Origin of the sequence: Ornithinimicrobium murale (assembly GCF_003352835.1) — a bacterium.
GTDB classification, from domain to species: Bacteria; Actinomycetota; Actinomycetes; order Actinomycetales; family Dermatophilaceae; genus Ornithinicoccus; species Ornithinicoccus muralis.
Genome location: NZ_QLVD01000010.1, coordinates 209,136 through 224,602, shown reverse-complemented (window position 1 = coordinate 224,602; position 15,467 = coordinate 209,136). Strand labels below are relative to the sequence as shown.

The window sequence follows — 15,467 nt, the reverse complement described above, 5'->3', positions numbered from 1 at the left end:
TGGTCCGGGCCCGGTCCCGCTGGGTGCAGGACCGGGCCCGGCCGGCGGCTGAACGGCGCCGGCTCTAGCTCTCAGCTGCCTCCTCGGCCGCTTCCTCGGCGGCCTCGGCGTCCTCGTCCACCCAGTCGAAGGTCTTGGTGACAGCCTTCTTCCACTGGCGGTAGAGCCGGTCACGCTCGGCGTCGGCCATCTTCGGGGACCAACGGTTGCCCTCGGCCCAGTTGTCGATGACGTCCTGCTCGCCTTGCCAGAACCCGACCGCGATCCCAGCCGCGTAGGCGGCGCCCAGCGCGGTGGTCTCGGCCACCTTCGGCCGCACCACGTCCACGCCCAGGATGTCGGCCTGGAACTGCATCAGCGTCTCGTTGGCGATCATCCCGCCGTCAACCCGCAGCTCGGACAGGTCCACCCCGGAGTCGGCGTTCATCGCGTCCAGCACCTCGCGGGTCTGGAACGCGGTGGCCTCCAGGGATGCCCTCGCGATGTGGTTCTTGTTCACATAGCGGGTGAGACCGACGATGGCACCGCGGGCGTCGTCCTTCCAGTAGGGCGCGAACAGCCCCGAGAACGCCGGCACGATGTAGCAGCCGCCGTTGTCGTCGACCTGCTTGGCCAGGTTCTCGACCTCGGGGGCGTCCTTGATGAGGCCCAGGTTGTCGCGCAGCCACTGCACCAGTGACCCGGTGACCGCGATCGAACCCTCGAGGGCATACACCGTCTCCTGCTCGCCGATCTTGTAGCAGACCGTGGTGAGCAGTCCGTTCTCGGAGGGCACGATCTCGGTGCCGGTGTTGAGCAACATGAAGTTGCCGGTGCCATAGGTGTTCTTGGACATGCCCTTCTCGAAACAGGCCTGACCGAAGGTAGCCGCCTGCTGGTCCCCCAGGATGCCGGCGATCGGCACGCCGAGCTTCTCGCTCTCGCCATAGACCTCGGAGGAGGACTTGATCTCGGGAAGCATCGACATCGGGATGCCCATGTCCGAGGCGATGCTCTCGTCCCAGCTCAGGGTCTTCAGGTCCATGAGCATGGTGCGCGAGGCATTGGTCACGTCGGTGACGTGCACCCCGCCGTTCGGGCCTCCGGTCAGGTTCCACAGTGTCCAGCAGTCGGTGTTGCCGAAGATCAGATCGCCGGCCTCAGCCTTCTCGCGGGCTCCCTCGACGTTGTCCAGGATCCACTTCACCTTGGGGCCGGAGAAGTAGGTCGCCAGGGGCAACCCACAGACCGCCTTGTACTTGTCCGCTCCCTCGTCGCCGCCGAGCTCGGCGACGATCTTGTCCGTGCGGGTGTCCTGCCAGACGATCGCGTTGTAGACGGCCTCACCGGTGTTCTTGTCCCACACCACGGCGGTCTCCCGCTGGTTGGTGATGCCGATGGCGGCCAGGTCGCTGTTGGCCAGGTTGGCCTTGCCCAGGGCCTGACCGATGACCTCACGGGTGTTGTCCCAGATCTCTGCCGGGTTGTGCTCGACCCACCCCGCCTTCGGGAAGATCTGCTCGTGCTCCTTCTGACCGACCGAGTGGATCTCGCCGGACTTGGTGAACACGATCGCCCGGGTGCTCGTGGTGCCCTGGTCGATCGCGAGTACGTAGTCAGCCATTGCTGAGCTCCTTCACTTCGTTGTGTGCGGGATGGAGGGGAGTGTGTCTGCCGGGTGCTCACCTGATGTGGTGGGCACCCGGCACCTCGGTCAGCTGATGCCCATGAAGAGCAAGCCGGCGATCACAGCTCCCACGATGGGTCCCACGATCGGGACCCAGGAGTAACCCCAGTCGCTGCTGCCCTTGCCCGGGATCGGCAAGATGGCGTGGGCGATGCGCGGGCCCAGGTCACGGGCGGGGTTGATGGCGTAGCCGGTGGGACCACCGAGGCTCGCGCCGATCCCGACCACGAGCAGGGCCACGGCCAGCGGGCCAAGACCTGACGGTGTGCTGGCGAACATGAGGATGACGAAGACCAGGACGAAGGTGCCCAGGACCTCAGTGACGGTGTTCCACACGGGGTTGCGGATCTCGGGGCCGGTGGAGAAGACAGCCAGCTTCGTGGCGGGCTCGGCGTCCTCGTCGAAGTGTTTCTTGTGGGCGGCCCAGGCCAGGACGGCACCGATGAACGCACCGATCAGCTCGGCGGCCAGGTAAGCGATGGTGTTCCCGAAGTTGACCGGGATAGCGCCGTTCGGGTCGTAGAACTCAGCGCCACTGGCGGCCAGGCCCAAGGTGACGGCCGGGTTGATGTGCGCGCCGGTCTTGTAGGCGACGTAGACACCCGCGAAGACTGCGAGTCCCCAGCCGAAGTTGATCAGCAGCCAGCCGCCGTTGTTGCCCTTGGTCTTGGGCAGGATGACGTTGGCCACCACGCCACAACCCAGGAGGGTCAGCATGGCCGTGCCCATAATCTCGTAGAGGAAGATATCTCCCATGCGAGTACTCCATTCTCATCGTTGAGTGGAACCTTCGAGGGGCAGCGTGGCAGACGCCGTGTCAGAAGCGCTAGAGGCGCACGCTGCGGTGGTCAGTTTCCCGCTGTTCCGATGGCGGTCATCGGGGTGAGGTCCGGCGCCTGGCTGCGGACCCGTTCGGCCGACTCGTCGTCCGGCTGGAGGGCCGCCTGCTCCTCCGCGACAGCTTGAGCGCGGTAGGCCTCGATCTCCTGCTGACGCCGGGCCTCGTCCCAGCCCAGCACGTCACCGGCCAGAGTGGCGATCTCCTCCAGTGCAGCCAGGCCCCGGTCGGCGAACTCATAGTTGATACGGGTCCGCAGATACATGACGTCCTCGAGGTGCAGCGCACCCTCGTGGCTGGCGGCATAGGCGATCTCGGCCCGCAGGTAGGCCGGTGCGTGCTCCACCGGGCGGCCGAGGGACGGGTCGACACGGATCGTCTCGACCACCTCGGTCAGCAGCGAGCCGTAGCGGTGCAACAGGTGGTCCACCATCTGCTCGGACCAGCCGAACTCCTTGCGCCAGTGCGCGGCCTGCCTACGGACCGCCTGCTCACCCTCGGCCCCGACCAGCGGGATCTCGTGAGTGATGCTGGGGGTCTCCACGGCCTCACCACCGATGGCGAAGTCGACGGCGTCCTTGGCCATCACCCGATAGGTCGTGAGCTTCCCCCCGGCGATGATGGTCAGACCTGGCACGGGGCTGGCCACGGTGTGCTCGCGGCTCACCTTGGCCGAGTCCGTGCCCTCCTTGGTGCCGGGCTGCAGGAGGGGGCGGAGCCCGGCATACGAGCCGATGACATCGTCGCGCGTCAGCTGGGTGGTGAGCACCTCGTTGGCGTGGCCCAGCACGTAGTCGATGTCCGCGGCAGTAGGCACCGGGTGTTGGGGGTCCAACTCCCAGGGCGTGTCGGTCGTGCCCAGGATCCAGTAGCGGGACCACGGGATGAAGAAGAGCACAGACTTCTCGGTCTGCAGGAACAGGCCGGAGGTCCCCTTGATGCGCTCGCGGGGAATCACCAGGTGGATGCCCTTGGACGCCAGGACCCGCAACCCACCGCTGGTGTCCGCCAGCTCCTCGGTGTCCTCGGTCCACACGCCGGTGGCGTTGATGACGTGACGGGCGCGCGCCGTGATCTCCTGTCCGGTCTCCAGGTCCTGCAGGACTGCCCCGTTGACGCGTCCCGAGGCATCCTTGGTGAGCTTGGTGACCTGGGTGCGGGTGGCGGCGTGGGCGCCGTAGGTCGTTGCGGTCCGGATGAGGGTGGAGACCAGGCGTGCGTCGTCGACGGTGGCGTCCCAGTACTTCACGGCGCCGATGGCCGTGTCGTGCCGGAGGTCCGGGAACTGCTTCTGCATCCCCTTGCGGGTGGTGTGCTGGTGGATCGGGAGCGCCCGCCGACCCGGCATGATGTTGGCGAGCAGGTCATAGAGGGTGACTCCGGCGCCGTAGTAGGCGCGCTGCCAGACACGGTGCTCGAGCGGGATCAGGAAGGCCATCGGCTTGACCAGGTGCGGCGCGATCTTGCTCAGCAGGAGTCCGCGCTCGGTGAGGGCCTCATGCACCAGCTTGAAGTCCAGCATCTGCAGGTAGCGCAACCCGCCGTGAACCAACTTCGTCGAGCGCGAGGACGTGCCTGAGGCCCAGTCCTGGGCTTCCACGATCACCGTCGAGAGCCCGCGCGTGGCCGCGTCCAGGGCCGTCCCGGCGCCGGTCACCCCGCCGCCGATCACCAGGACGTCGATCTCGGCACCACCGGCACCGCTGTCGGTGAGCGCTGCCAGCGCGGCCTGCCGGCTCTCCATGGTCAGGGGGCGAGGCTGCACGGGCATCTCCTACGTAGTAGTGACGGTTGCCTCGATCCTCGCGTCCTCAGGGCCCACGGCGCAACCGGTGAGCCCGGTTAGGTCATCGGGTGCCCTCGAGTCGCTAGGCTGGGCAGATGCTGCGCATGCCGGCCCCGGTGCGTGGCCTGGGAATGGCGGATGCCTCCCAGGCCCTGGAGATCTGCGGGCGTGACCCCGTCTCCAACGTCTTCGTCGCGGCGCGGATCCTCGAGGGCGGGCTGGCCGGGGGGCGCAACTCCGTCCTCGGCTACCAGCGCGACGGACGCACGGCACTGTGCTGGACGTCAGCCAACGTCGTGCCGGTCGAGGTGACGCCCGACATGGTCGAGCCGCTGGCGGCCAAGGTCGTCAAACGGCGGGCCTGGGCCTCTTCGCTGTTCGGCCCCGTCGACCAGGTGCTGCCCCTGTGGGACGCCCTCGCGGCACAGTGGGGACCGGCCCGAGAGGTGCGTCGCAGCCAACCGGTGATGACCATCCGGTCCGCGCCCTCGCTGCTGGGCATCCCCGCGGATCCGGCGGTCCGTCCGGCCACGGTCGAGGAGGCCGGCCTGGTGGTGCCGGCAGCAGCCGCCATGTTCACCGAGGAGATCGGATATCCGCCCTTCCGCGGCTCGGACCGCGCCTACCGGCTGTCGGTCGGGGCCCTGGTCCGCGACGGCAGGTCGCTGGTGCGGATCGAGGACGGCGAGGTGATCTTCAAGGCAGACATCGGCAGCGTCGCTCTGGACGTCGCCCAGATCCAGGGCGTCTGGGTGCACCCCCGGTGGCGGGGGAGGGGCATCGCGGTCCCCGCCATGGCTGCCGTGGTCGAACACGTCCTGCGGCACGTCGCGCCGACCGTGACCCTCTACGTCAACGAGTTCAACATCCCTGCGCTGGCGACGTATCGACACGTCGGCTTCGTGCAGACCGGGACCTTCGCCACCGTCATCCTCTGACCCACCGGGTCACGACCGGATCACGATCTGGCGCACGTGGCTCCGGCGTGCAGGAAGCAGGCTGACGGCGGGCTAAGATCCTCGAGGACCTATTCATGTGCATGCATGGATATGCAATCGATCAGGAAGTGTAGGACGCCGCGGATGGCACGGGTGAAGCGCCGGATCCCCAGGGTCGACGAGCTCAGACCGCTGGTCAGGGTCGACCGTCCCACGCTGCACCGTGCCCGGCGTCGCCTGGAGCGGGCCGAGACGATCGATGACCTGCGCCAGCTGGCCCGGCGGCGCACGCCGAAGTCGGCCTTCGACTATGTCGATGGTGCTGCCGAGAGCGAGGTCAGCCTGACCCGTGCGCGGGATGCGTTCGGGCGGGTCGAGTTCCGCCCCCGCGTGCTGCGCGACGTGTCCCGGGTGGAGTCGGCCGTCCGGGTCCTGGACGTGACGAGCCCCATTCCACTGGTCCTGGCGCCGACCGGCTTCACCCGCATGATGCACCACGAGGGGGAGCGGGCCGTGGGTCGCGCAGCTGCTGCCGCGGGTGTTCCGTATGCGCTCTCGACCATGGGCACCGTGTCCGTCGAGGACCTGGCCTCCGAGCTGCCGGATCTGCAGCGGTGGTTCCAGCTCTATCTGTGGCAGGACCGGGAGGCCTCACTGGCTCTCATGCAGCGGGCGCAGGCAGCTGGGTTCAGCACGCTGGTGCTCACGGTCGACACCGCGATCGCGGGCCAGCGTCTTCGCGATGTCCGCAACGGCATGACCATCCCGCCGCAACTCACGCCCCGGACCCTCGCTGACATGGCACTGCATCCCCGCTGGTGGGCCAACCTGCTCACCACCGATCCGCTGGAGTTCGCCTCGCTGCGTGGCTCGGGCGGCACCGTGGAGTCCCTGGTCAACAAGATGTTCGACCCCACGCTGAGCACCCAGGACCTGGTCTGGCTCCGGGAGAACTGGTCCGGGGCGATCGTGCTCAAGGGCATTCAGAACGTCGAGGACGCCAAGGAGTTCGTGGACCTGGGCGCCGACGGCCTGATCGTCTCCAACCACGGCGGTCGGCAGCTCGACCGGTCCGTGACGCCGCTGGAGGTGCTTCCGCAGATTGCGGACGCCGTCGGCGGGCGGGTCCCGGTTCTGCTGGACACCGGGGTGATGCACGGTGGCGACATCGTGGCGGCCGTGGCCAACGGGGCCGACGCCGTGCTGGTCGGGCGGGCCTACCTCTACGGGCTGATGGCCGGCGGTGAGGCCGGGGTCGCCCGAGCCCTCGACATCCTCATCTCCCAGGTCCAGCGGACCATGCGTCTGCTCGGCGTCACCTCGCTCGACCAGCTCACGCCCGACCATGCCGTGCTGCATCCGCCCGGCTCCCCAGCCTCCGTGCTGCACGCCACACCCTGAACGCTCAATCCCCTGAATGCTCAACCCCTGGAGGAAGAAATGCGCACCAACCTGTTCACGCTGACCGCAGCCGCGGGAGCCCTGGCCCTGACTCTGACCGCCTGCGGGTCCGATGACGGCGGAGGCGACGGCGGAGGCGACGGCTCGCTCGCCGGTGAGGGCTCGGGTGACGCGTGTGTCATCGAGGGGGAGGTGCCCGTCGGTGCCGCGGTGTCGCTGACCGGGGCAGCCGGTTCCTACGGCGAGTCGCAGCGCAACGGTCTCGAGCTCGCGACCACGCACCTCAACGAGCAGGAGGGCGTCACCTACGCCCTGACCGTCGAGGACGACCAGACCGATCCCAAGCAGGCCATCAGCCTCTTCGAGGGGTTCGTTGGGGACGGCACCAGCATCATCATCGGTCCGACCCTGTCCAACACGGCCTTCCAGGCCCAGCCCATCGCCCAGGAGGGCGAGGTCCCTGTGCTGGCCATCTCCAACACCGCGGAGGGCATCACCGAGCAGGGTGACTGGATCTTCCGCGACTCCCTCACCGAGGGTCAGGTCATCCCGCAGACCGTGGCCCAGTCGGTGGAGGCCTTCGGTCTGGAGAACGTGGTCGTCATGTACTCCAATGACGATGCCTTCACGGAGTCGGGCTATGAGGTCATGGCTGAGTCGCTGGAGGGGGAGGACATCACCGTGGCCAGCACGCTGACCTTCTCCAAGGCCGACACCGACTTCCGCGCCCTGCTCACCGAGGCCAAGAACGCCGAGCCGGACGCGATCTTCGTCTCAGGTCTGATCGAGGCAGCCATCCCGCTGGTCACCCAGGCTCGCGAGCTCGGCCTCGACGTGCCGATCATCGGTGGCAACGGCTTCAACAACCCGCAGCTGATGACCGACGCCGGCGACGCGGCCGAGGGCGTCGTCGTGGGCGCCGCCTGGAACTCCGCCTCGGACAACCCGGAGAACGCAGCCTTCCTGGAGGCCTACGAGGCTGAGTACGACAAGGCGCCGGACCAGTTCGCGGCCCAGGCCTACGCGGCCATGACGATCATCGACCACGCCGTGCGCGAGGGCTGCGACGGTGGTCGGGAGGCGATCAAGGCCGGGTTGGGCAACATTACGGACCTGCCGACGGTGCTGGGCTCCATCAGCATCAACGAGAACCGTGACGCCGAGCACGACGCGGTGGTCCAGGTGGTGGAGGACGGCTCGTTCGCCGTCCTCAACTGATCCGGCAGCACCCTCGCTCCTGACCCCTGACGGAGGCGGACACACATGCAGCAACTGCTCAACGGGCTCTTCATCGGGGCCATCTACGCGCTCTTCGCGATCGGCTTCACGCTGGTCTTCGGCGTGCTGGACCGGCTGAACCTGGCCCACCCGGCGGTGTTCGCGGTGTCCGCCTTCGTCGGGATCGAGCTGGTGGAGGTCGCCGGCCTCTCGATCTGGCTCACCCTGCCGATCGTCTTCGTGGTCGGCGGCATCTTAGGCATGGTCATCGAACGTGTCGCGTTCCGGCCGCTCAAGGACCGACCGGATGCCCACTTTGCGGGTCTGATCTCCTCGATCGCGCTGGCGGGCATGTTCATCGCCCTGCTGCAGTGGCGCTACGGCCCCGACACCCGTCGCTTCCCGGCCGACTCCTTCCCGAGCACCACCTTCACCGTGTTCGGTGCCCAGGTGACGGTGGTCCAGGTGGCGATCCTGGTCATCTCGGTGGTGCTCATGGTGGCTCTCACCGTGCTGGTCGCTCGGTCGCGACTGGGGCGCGGCATGCGCGCCGTCGCCGAGAACCCGACGGCTGCCCGGGTGCTGGGCATCAACGTCGACCGGGTGACGATGACCACCTTCGCGATCTCCTCGGCGCTCGGCGCGGTCGCCGGGGCCCTCTTCGCCATGAACGTCAACAGCGCCCAGCTCACGATGGGCACCGCGATCGAGCTCAAGGGGCTGGCCGTGATCATCGTCGGAGGGATGGGGTCGCTGCCTGGCGCCCTCGTGGGCGGACTGTTGCTCGGACTGGCCGAGGTGTTCGCGGTCCAGTACATCGGCTCGAGCTGGAGAGACCTGGTGGCCTTCGGGCTCCTCTTCCTCATCCTGTTGGTCCGTCCGCAGGGGCTCTTCGGAGCGCGCAAGGTGCGTGAGGTCTGAGTGTTCTCCGAGTCGACGCTTGTCTTCATCGCGCTGGGCGCGATCTTCGCCTACTCCTTCTACGCCGTCCTGGTCGCCGGCCAACTGAGCCTGGGCCAGGCCGGCTTCGCCTCGCTGGCCGCCTTCACCGGCGCGACATTAGCCCCCGCCCCCGACGACGTCGGTGACCTTCCCGCCCTGCTGATCGCGATCGTCATCGGGATGAGCGTGGGAGCCGTCACCGCGGTCGTGCTGGGCCTGCCCACCATGCGGTTGCGCGGGGTCTTCCTGGCGATCGCCACCCTGGCGTTCGCCGAGGCCGTGCGGATCCTGATCATCAACATGGAGTGGACCGGCGGGGCCCAGGGCATGTCGGTGCCCAAGGTGGTCGAGCCGTGGATGGCCTGGGCGATCCTGGCCATCGTGGCCTACTGGTTCTGGCGGCAGGGCAACTCACGCTACGGGCGGGCGCTCGAGGCGATCCGCGAGGACGAGCTGGCCGCCCGCGCCATGGGCATCGACGTGGGGTCCCACCGGCTGTCGGCCTTCGTGTCCGCAGGCGCCCTCGCCGGGCTCTACGGCGTGCTGTGGGCCTTCTTTGTGCGGTTGCTCGCTCCGGAGGACTTCGGCTTCGCCAAGGCGATCGACGGCCTGGTGACAGCGGTGGTCGGTGGCTCCACGGCCTTCTTCGGGCCACCCCTGGGCAGCTTCTTCCTCGAGATGGTCCCAGAGGTGCAGCGCGCCATCGGGATCGAGGCGGGCTGGATCCGCCCGTTCCTGGCCAGCCTGCTGATGCTCCTGGTCATCCTGTTCCTGCCCGGCGGCCTGGCCAGCCTCCTGCCACGGCGATCCCAGAAGCTGGTGCTTGCCAGCTCCGGGGACGACGCAGGCAGCCTGACCCAGCGCGTGCATCCCGCGCCGGGGGAGACCGTGGTCCAGTTGGCTGGTCTGGGCAAGGACTATGGCGGTGTCCATGCCAACAAGGACATCGACCTGCACGTCACTGGCGGTGAGGTGATCGGCCTGATCGGCCCCAACGGTGCCGGCAAGACCACTCTGGTCAACATGATCAGTGGTCTGACCAGACCAACGTCAGGAACGGCCGAGGTGCTCGGACTCCAGCCGGGCCGGGCCGCGGTGCACAAGATCGCGGCTGCGGGAGTGAGCCGCACTTTCCAGCACTCCAAGCTCTTCGCCCGCCTCTCCGCGCTGGAGAACGTCATGGTGGGTGGGCACCTGGTCAGCAAGCCGACCTTCCTGCGGCGGTTGCTCTGGTTGCCGTCGGCTCGACGGGACGAGCAGCAGGCCGCCCGGCATGCGGCCAGTTGCCTGGAGCGGGTCGGGCTCGCGGACAAGGCGGGCAACAAGGCCTCGGCGCTGTCCTACGGCGACCAGCGCCGCCTGGAGATCGCCCGGGCCCTGGCCTCGGACCCCTCGCTGTTGATCCTGGACGAACCAGCCGCGGGCATGAACCACGTCGAGGCTGACGCCCTGTCCGACCTTATCGCCTCGCTCGCCAGCGACGGGCTGACCATCCTGCTCATCGAGCACAACGTCGGCATGGTCATGAAGACCTGCAGCCGCATCGTCGTGCTCAACTTCGGGGAGGTCATCGCCACGGGTACGCCGGAGGAGATCGCCAACAACCCCGCCGTCGTCGAGGCCTATCTCGGCAGTTCCGAGTCGGAGGACGCATCATGAGCGACGCCATCCTGAAGGTCGAGAACCTCGTCGTCACCTACGGTCGGGTCGAGGCCGTGCGCGGCGTCTCTTTCGAGGCGGCGCCCGGATCCCTGGTCACGCTCGTCGGAGCGAACGGCGCCGGCAAGTCCTCGATCATCAACGCGGTGTCCGGCATCGTGCGGCCCCGCTCCGGCACGATCACCTTCGAGGGCCGCGACATCAGCAGGATGCCGGCGCACAAGCTGGTCGGGGAGGGCCTGGTGCAGGTCCCGGAGGGACGTCAGATCCTGGGCAGCCTGACCATCCACGAGAACCTCCAGGTGGGTGGCTGGCACACCAACGACTCGGCGGCGATCCAGGACGTCTACGCACGGTTCCCGGTGCTGGCTGAACGTCGGGACCTGCCGGCAGGAGCCCTGTCCGGCGGCGAGCAGCAGATGCTCGCGATCGGGCGCGCCCTCGTCGCGCGTCCCCGCTTGATCCTGCTGGACGAGCCGTCCATGGGGCTGGCGCCCAAGATCGTCGACGAGGTGTTCGCGGTGATTGAGGAGATCCGCTCTTCGGGCACCACGGTGGTGCTCATCGAGCAGAACGCGCGCCGCGCCCTGCGCGCCGCCGACCACGGCTATGTCCTGGCCAGCGGAGAGATTGCCCACGAGGGGCCGGCCGCCGACCTGCTCGCCGACGACCGGGTGGTCCAGGCCTACCTGGGCGTCTGAGCGCCGGGGCGGGCCACGGCATACCCGGACAGCAGCCACTCCAGCGTTGCGGGGAGGCGCTGCGCCCACGCGGTCTCGAAGTGGTAGGCAGTCGAGTCGTAGGTGTAGCGCACCGGGACCTGCGCCTCCTGCAGAGCCGCGACGACACGCTCGGTGTCGCGGCGGTAGGCCGCCTGCAGGATGGGGTCGTCAGGCGTCTCACGTCCGCCGACGTCGAGGGAGAACCGGGTCGGTGGGTGCGGGGCCACCACTGCCTGCTCGAGCTCGGCCAGGTGCGCCTCACCGGGCACCCAGAAGGCCGAGGAGAAGGCCCCGACGCCACCGAAGACGTCCGGGCGCCGAAGCCACGCGTGCATGCTCACCACGGCCCCCGCCGAGGAACCTGCGACCAGGGTGTGCTCGCGCTCGGGTCGGGTGCGCAGCCCCCGGTCCACCCAGGGCTTGAGGTGCTCGGTCAGGAAGTCGACATAGACGTCCGCTGCCGGGGCTCCCAGGCCCGGATGCTGTGCCAGCAGGGTGTCGCTGAAGGCGGGGGAGTACTCCTCGAGGCGGCGGTCGGGCGAACAGGGCACCCCGACCGCGATCGCGTCGATGCCCTTCGTATGCAGCCAGGTCAGGGCCTCGTCGGCCTGCCACGTGGCCCCGGCGAAGGAGGTCCGGGGATCGAACAGGTTGCCGCCGTCCTGCAGGTAGACCACCGGATAGCGCTGCGTGCCTCGACCGTAGCCCGGGGGCAGCCAGACGTAGAGGTCGCTGCGACGGCCCAGGCCTGGCAGGGCCACGTCGCGCCAGCGGCGCAGGTCACCGAGGACGCGACGTCGGCGGGGGTAGCGGCGGAGTCTGCCCGGCGCGGAGGATGCTCTCACCCCGGCAGGTTAGGCCACGGCCGCGAACCGGTGCGGCAGCCCACCACTCAGCGGATATCCTCGGTCGGTGACCCCGACCGCCCCACCCGGCGGTCGGCATACCCGAGATGAAGGAGCCCCTGTGGCACTGCGGATGTCGACCCTGTTCCTGCGGACCCTGCGCGAGGACCCGGCGGATGCTGAGCTGCCGGGCCACAAGCTACTGGTCCGTGCGGGCTACATCCGGCGTGCCGCCCCGGGCATCTACTCCTGGCTGCCGCTCGGCCTGCGGGTGCTGCGCAACGTCGAGACGATCGTCCGCGAGGAGATGGACTCCATCGGCGCCCAGGAGCTGAGCTTCCCGGCCCTGCTGCCCAAGGAACCCTACGAGGCGACCAACCGGTGGGAGGAGTACGGCCCCAACCTCTTCCGGCTGCAGGACCGCAAGGGGGTCGACATGCTGCTCGGGCCGACCCACGAGGAGATGTTCACCCTCACCGTCAAGGACCTGTTCTCCTCCTACAAGGACCTGCCGGTCAGCCTCTACCAGATCCAGACCAAGTACCGCGACGAGGCGCGTCCGCGCGCGGGCCTCCTGCGTGGCCGCGAGTTCATCATGAAGGACTCCTACTCCTTCGACCTCGACGATGCCGGGCTGGAGGCTGCCTATCAGCGGCACCGGGAGGCCTACGTCCGGATCTTCGACCGGCTCGGGTTCGACTACGTCATCGTGCACGCCGACTCCGGGGCCATGGGCGGCTCGGCGAGCGAGGAGTTTCTCGCGGTCAGCCCGCACGGCGAGGACACCTTCGTGCGCAGCACGACGGGGGACTACGCCGCCAACGTGGAGGCCGTGCACGTGCCCACGCCCGCACCCGTCGATGCCTCTGGCGTCCCGGCCGCCCAGGTCCACGACACGCCTGACACGCCCACCATCGAGACGCTGGTCGCTGCTGCCAACGCCAACCACCCGCGGGAGGACGGTCGGGAGTGGACGGCCGCCGACACGCTCAAGAACGTGCTGGTCATGCTCACCCACCCCGACGGCACCCGCGAGCCCCTCGCGATCGGTGTCCCCGGGGACCGGGAGGTCGACGCCAAGCGCCTCGAGGCCCAGGTCTCGCCCGCCGAGCCCGGCCCCTTCGAGGACAAGGACTTCGCCGCCCACCCGGCGTTGGCCAAGGGCTACATCGGGCCCGGTGTGCTGGGCCAGGAGAGGGCCTCCGGCATCAGGTATCTGCTCGACGCCAGCATCGGCGAGGGCACGGCCTGGGTCACCGGCGCCGACGAGCACGGCAGGCACGTCTTCCACCTGGTGCACGGGCGTGACTTCTCTGCCGACGGCGTCATCCACGCCGCGGAGATCCGCGAGGGTGACCCGAGCCCGGACGGCAACGGCACCCTGACGTTGGCCCGCGGCATCGAGATGGGGCACATCTTCCAGCTGGGCCGCAAGTATGCGGAGGCGCTGGGTCTGCAGGTCCTCGACCAGTCCGGGAAACTCGCCACCGTGACGATGGGCTCCTACGGCGTGGGAGTCAGCCGCGCCGTGGCCGCTGTTGCCGAGGGCACCCTGGATGAGATCGGCCTGTGCTGGCCCCGGGAGATCAGCCCCGCCGACGTCCACTTGGTCGCGACCGGCAAGGACCAGGCTGTCTTCGACCACGCCGACGGACTGGTGAGTGAGCTTGAGGGCCAGGGGCTGACGGTGCTGTACGACGACCGCCCCAAGGTCTCCCCGGGTGTGAAGTTCAAGGACGCCGAGCTGGTCGGTGTCCCGACGATCGTCGTGGTCGGCAAGGGCCTGGAGCAGGGCACCATCGAGATCAAGGACCGGCGCAGCGGTGAGCGGCGCGAGGTGCCGGTGGCCGACGCGGCGCGCGAGATCGTGGCTGAGGTCCGCTCGGGCGCGCAGTCCTGAGACGCGATCAGACACGTGGTGCAGATGGGAGCTGACCGATGAGCCGGGTGCGGGCGGTGCTGTTCGACTGGGGTGGCACCCTCACGCCGTGGCACCAGGTCGACCTCATGGCCCAGTGGCACGTCTTCGCCACGGAGGTGGGTCCGGGGGACGAGGACGTGGCCGACCTGGCCGCTCGGATCCTGGAGGCTGAGGGACTGGCCTGGAAGCAGGCCAGGACCGAGCACCGCAGCGCCCGGGTGGAGGACCTGCTGGCCGAGGTGGGCTACGGCGCCGAGCACCCGGACTACCTCCGCGCCCGCGGGGCCTATGACCGGTTCTGGGAGCCACACACCCACACCGACCCGCTCGTCCACCCGCTCTGGGAGGGGTTGCGCGCGCAGGGGATCGCCGTCGGGGTGCTGTCCAACACGATCTGGTCCCGCGACCACCACCGGGCCATCTTCGAACGTGACGGGGTGCTGCACCTGATCGACGGGGACGTCTACAGCAGCGAGATCCCGTGGACCAAACCGCACCCCGAGGCCTTCCGCGCGGCGGCAGCCGCCGTGGACACCGACCCCGCCGACTGCGTGTATGTCGGCGACCGGTTGTTCGAGGACATCCACGGGCCGCAACAGGTCGGCATGCGCGCGATCCTGGTGCCGCACAGTGACATCCCCCTGGAGCAGCGGGTCGAGGTGGACACCACCCCCGACGCCGTGGCGCACTCGCTGGCGGAGATCTCAGGCATCGTCGCCGGGTGGAACTCCGGCGGCCCCGGTGGATGATCCCTCCCTCTGGCTCTATCTCCTGATGGCCCTGGCCGGTCTGACGGCCGGGTGGATCGACGCGGTGGTCGGCGGTGGTGGGCTCATCCAGCTGCCTGCCCTGCTGCTCGGCTTTCCGGGAGCCAGCCCGGTGCAGATCCTGGCGACCAACAAGCTGGGGTCGATCTGCGGCACGACCGTCAGCTCGGTCACCTACTTCCGGCGCGTGCGGCCCGACCTGTCAACGGCCCTGCCGCTGGCCGGCTGCGCATTCCTCGGCTCATTGGGTGGTGCGCTGATCGCCAGCCTGATCCCCAAGACAGCGTTCAACCCGATCATCCTGCTGGTCCTCATTGGTGTCGGGGCCTACACGCTCGCGAAGCCGAGCATGGGACAGATCTCGCAACTGCGCTTCTCCGGACGGGCGCACCTGGTGGTCGCCGGCCTGATCGGGTTCGGCATCGGGGTCTACGACGGTGCACTGGGGCCGGGCACCGGGTCGTTCTATGTCTTCGCGATGGTCGGGCTGCTGGGCTACGGCTTCCTGCAGGCCAGCGCCAAGGCCAAGATCGCCAACTGGGCGACCAACCTGGCCGCTCTCGCGGTGTTCATCCCGATGGGTGCCGTGATGTGGAAGGTGGGTCTGCTGATGGGACTGTGCAACATGCTCGGTGCCTACCTTGGTGCCCGCACCGCGGTGGCCCGAGGGAGCGGCTTCGTGCGGACCGTGTTCGTCGTGCTCCTCGTGGCCTTCATCGTCAAGATCGGCTACGACACCTACGCGCAGTTCGCTGGGTGACGTC

General features: G+C 68.7%; 13 protein-coding genes. 9 read left to right on the top strand and 4 right to left on the bottom strand.

Features of this window, described 5'->3' with window-relative positions:
• Positions 1 to 64: 64 nt before the first annotated feature.
• From glpK to DPQ65_RS04300, 3 genes are all read right to left on the bottom strand, one after another.
• Positions 65 to 1,603 (bottom strand): glycerol kinase GlpK, encoded by a 1,539-nt coding sequence (glpK, locus tag DPQ65_RS04310; protein ID WP_114906130.1) that lies wholly within the window; start codon positions 1,601 to 1,603, stop codon positions 65 to 67.
• A 90-nt stretch (positions 1,604 to 1,693) separates the two neighbouring features.
• Positions 1,694 to 2,422 carry an MIP/aquaporin family protein gene (locus DPQ65_RS04305; protein ID WP_114906129.1) on the bottom strand — a complete coding sequence of 243 codons (729 nt, stop codon included), beginning with the start codon at positions 2,420 to 2,422 and terminating at the stop codon, positions 1,694 to 1,696.
• Between the two features lie 92 nt (positions 2,423 to 2,514).
• On the bottom strand, positions 2,515 to 4,248 hold the full coding sequence (locus tag DPQ65_RS04300) for a glycerol-3-phosphate dehydrogenase/oxidase (RefSeq protein WP_114906206.1): 1,734 nt from the start codon (positions 4,246 to 4,248) through the stop codon (positions 2,515 to 2,517).
• A 137-nt stretch (positions 4,249 to 4,385) separates the two neighbouring features.
• Between DPQ65_RS04300 and DPQ65_RS04295 the strand changes: the two genes are divergently transcribed.
• The 6 genes from DPQ65_RS04295 (at position 4,386) to DPQ65_RS04270 (ending at position 11,149) form a co-directional block, all read left to right on the top strand.
• The gene (locus tag DPQ65_RS04295) at positions 4,386 to 5,228 is read left to right on the top strand and encodes a GNAT family N-acetyltransferase (protein WP_114906128.1); all 843 of its coding nucleotides are present in this window, start codon (positions 4,386 to 4,388) and stop codon (positions 5,226 to 5,228) included.
• 144 nt (positions 5,229 to 5,372) lie between these two features.
• On the top strand, positions 5,373 to 6,629 hold the full coding sequence (locus DPQ65_RS04290) for an alpha-hydroxy acid oxidase (protein ID WP_114906127.1): 1,257 nt from the start codon (positions 5,373 to 5,375) through the stop codon (positions 6,627 to 6,629).
• A gap of 39 nt (positions 6,630 to 6,668) precedes the next feature.
• Positions 6,669 to 7,847, top strand: coding sequence for an ABC transporter substrate-binding protein (locus tag DPQ65_RS04285; protein WP_114906126.1), 1,179 nt, complete (start codon positions 6,669 to 6,671; stop codon positions 7,845 to 7,847).
• Positions 7,848 to 7,892: 45 nt separating this feature from the next.
• Positions 7,893 to 8,768, top strand: a complete 876-nt coding sequence (locus tag DPQ65_RS04280) for a branched-chain amino acid ABC transporter permease (protein ID WP_114906125.1) — start codon at positions 7,893 to 7,895, stop codon at positions 8,766 to 8,768.
• Complete coding sequence (locus DPQ65_RS04275) at positions 8,769 to 10,448, top strand: branched-chain amino acid ABC transporter ATP-binding protein/permease (RefSeq protein WP_114906124.1); 1,680 nt, start codon at positions 8,769 to 8,771, stop codon at positions 10,446 to 10,448.
• Positions 10,445 to 11,149, top strand: a complete 705-nt coding sequence (locus tag DPQ65_RS04270; protein ID WP_114906123.1) for an ABC transporter ATP-binding protein — start codon at positions 10,445 to 10,447, stop codon at positions 11,147 to 11,149. The genes DPQ65_RS04275 and DPQ65_RS04270 overlap by 4 nt, the downstream gene beginning before the upstream one ends.
• On the opposite strand, the gene DPQ65_RS04265 is transcribed toward DPQ65_RS04270, so the two are convergent.
• A complete protein-coding gene (locus DPQ65_RS04265; RefSeq protein WP_114906122.1) occupies positions 11,134 to 12,015 on the bottom strand; it encodes an alpha/beta hydrolase in 882 nt (293 codons plus the stop codon). The two genes, DPQ65_RS04270 and DPQ65_RS04265, sit on opposite strands and share 16 nt — an antisense overlap.
• A 121-nt stretch (positions 12,016 to 12,136) precedes the next feature.
• On the opposite strand from DPQ65_RS04265, the gene DPQ65_RS04260 reads away from it, so the two are divergent.
• Genes DPQ65_RS04260 through DPQ65_RS04250 form a run of 3 tightly spaced genes read left to right on the top strand, consistent with a single transcriptional unit; the run spans position 12,137 to position 15,463 of the window.
• Positions 12,137 to 13,915 carry a proline--tRNA ligase gene (locus DPQ65_RS04260; RefSeq protein WP_114906121.1) on the top strand — a complete coding sequence of 593 codons (1,779 nt, stop codon included), beginning with the start codon at positions 12,137 to 12,139 and terminating at the stop codon, positions 13,913 to 13,915.
• A 38-nt stretch (positions 13,916 to 13,953) separates the two neighbouring features.
• On the top strand, positions 13,954 to 14,685 hold the full coding sequence (locus tag DPQ65_RS04255) for an HAD family hydrolase (RefSeq protein ID WP_114906120.1): 732 nt from the start codon (positions 13,954 to 13,956) through the stop codon (positions 14,683 to 14,685).
• Positions 14,678 to 15,463 (top strand): TSUP family transporter, encoded by a 786-nt coding sequence (locus DPQ65_RS04250; RefSeq protein WP_420330066.1) that lies wholly within the window; start codon positions 14,678 to 14,680, stop codon positions 15,461 to 15,463. Before DPQ65_RS04255 ends, DPQ65_RS04250 begins: the two co-directional genes overlap by 8 nt.
• Positions 15,464 to 15,467 lie beyond the last annotated feature (4 nt).

What these genes read in the sequence shown, in the direction of transcription:
- glpK (WP_114906130.1), bottom strand. Translation starts at nt 1,603, where the DNA reads ATGGCTGACTACGTACTCGCGATCGACCAGGGCACCACGAGCACCCGG.
- DPQ65_RS04305 (WP_114906129.1), bottom strand. Translation starts at nt 2,422, where the DNA reads ATGGGAGATATCTTCCTCTACGAGATTATGGGCACGGCCATGCTGACC.
- DPQ65_RS04300 (WP_114906206.1), bottom strand. Translation starts at nt 4,248, where the DNA reads ATGGAGAGCCGGCAGGCCGCGCTGGCAGCGCTCACCGACAGCGGTGCC.
- DPQ65_RS04295 (WP_114906128.1), top strand. Translation starts at nt 4,386, where the DNA reads ATGCTGCGCATGCCGGCCCCGGTGCGTGGCCTGGGAATGGCGGATGCC.
- DPQ65_RS04290 (WP_114906127.1), top strand. Translation starts at nt 5,373, where the DNA reads ATGGCACGGGTGAAGCGCCGGATCCCCAGGGTCGACGAGCTCAGACCG.
- DPQ65_RS04285 (WP_114906126.1), top strand. Translation starts at nt 6,669, where the DNA reads ATGCGCACCAACCTGTTCACGCTGACCGCAGCCGCGGGAGCCCTGGCC.
- DPQ65_RS04280 (WP_114906125.1), top strand. Translation starts at nt 7,893, where the DNA reads ATGCAGCAACTGCTCAACGGGCTCTTCATCGGGGCCATCTACGCGCTC.
- DPQ65_RS04270 (WP_114906123.1), top strand. Translation starts at nt 10,445, where the DNA reads ATGAGCGACGCCATCCTGAAGGTCGAGAACCTCGTCGTCACCTACGGT.
- DPQ65_RS04255 (WP_114906120.1), top strand. Translation starts at nt 13,954, where the DNA reads ATGAGCCGGGTGCGGGCGGTGCTGTTCGACTGGGGTGGCACCCTCACG.